The organism is Micromonospora sp. NPDC003776 (assembly GCF_053605645.1).
In genome coordinates this window covers 1-1,075 of record NZ_JBSGJR010000998.1, presented here as the reverse complement: position 1 = coordinate 1,075, position 1,075 = coordinate 1, and the positions used below count along the sequence as shown (strand labels likewise).

Annotated in this window: 2 protein-coding genes; one reads left to right on the top strand and one right to left on the bottom strand. The window is 73.0% G+C overall.

Annotated features, from left to right (window positions below):
• On the bottom strand, positions 1–439 hold a 439-nt coding region (locus ACWEVO_RS37045), incomplete at its 3' end, for a winged helix-turn-helix transcriptional regulator (protein ID WP_452312027.1).
• 56 nt (positions 440–495) lie between these two features.
• Here ACWEVO_RS37045 and ACWEVO_RS37040 point away from each other — a divergent pair.
• Positions 496–1,008: a PaaI family thioesterase gene (locus tag ACWEVO_RS37040; RefSeq protein WP_452312026.1), complete on the top strand. Its 513-nt coding sequence runs from the start codon at positions 496–498 to the stop codon at positions 1,006–1,008.
• The last annotated feature ends 67 nt before the right edge of the window (positions 1,009–1,075 follow it).

Below are 1,075 nucleotides of genomic sequence, written 5' to 3'. Positions count from 1 at the left end.
GCAGCACGTCGCGCGGGTCGGTCACCTCGTGCCCCCGGTCGCACCGCAGCACCACCCCGACCTCGGCGCCGCAGTCGCGGTGGCTGACGGCGAGGGGTGAGCCGTCCGGGTCGGCCAGGTAGCGGTCGCCCCAGCCGAGCACCGCCACCAGCACCGGCCACAGGTCGAGTCCCTTGTCGGTGAGCCGGTACTCGTGCCGCAGCCGGCTGCCCGGCTCCCGGTAGGGCTCCCGCCGCAGCACCCCCTGCTCGACCAGCATGGCGAGCCGGTTGGTCAGCACCTGGCGCGGCATGCCGGTGCGCACCCGCATGTCGTCGAAGCGACGTACGCCGTTGAAGACCTCGCGGAGCACCACCAGGGTCCACCGCTCGCCGAGGATCTCCATGGCGCGGGCGATGGTGCAGTTCTCCACCGACCAGTCCAGTGCCGCGGGTCTCATGCCGACCAGGCTAGGTCTGATTGACAGACTCAGCAACGCGCTGCGACGCTGAGTCCATGACGCAGACGCAGGACCGCAGCCGCACGTTCTCCTGGAGCGACCCGGTGGCCGGGGCCGCGCACATCGGCCGCCGCAGCGGCCTGGAGCTGCTCCGGGCGATGATCGCCGGCGAGCTGGCCGCGCCGCCGGTGATGCACCTGATCGACATGGCCCGGATGGAGGCCGACGAGGGTCGGGTCGCCGTCGAGCTGGTGCCGCAGGAGTTCCACTACAACCCGCTCGGCACCGTCCACGGCGGCATCATCTCCACCCTGCTGGACACCGCCGCCGGCTGCGCGGTGCACACCACCCTGCCGGTGGGCGTCGGCTACACCTCACTGGACCTGAACGTGAAGTTCCTCCGCCCGGTCACCGTGGCCAGCGGCACCCTGCGCTGCGAGGGCACCGTCCTTCAGCAGGGCCGCCGCACCGCCCTGGCCGAAGCCCGCCTGACGGACACGAGGAACCGCCTGATCGCCCACGCCACCTCCACCTGCCTCCTCTTCCCCCTCGACACCCCACCCACCTGACCCGCCCACCCCGCGCCCCCGCGCCGCACCCCCGCGCCGCACCCCCGCCCGGCCGCGCGATCTTGCA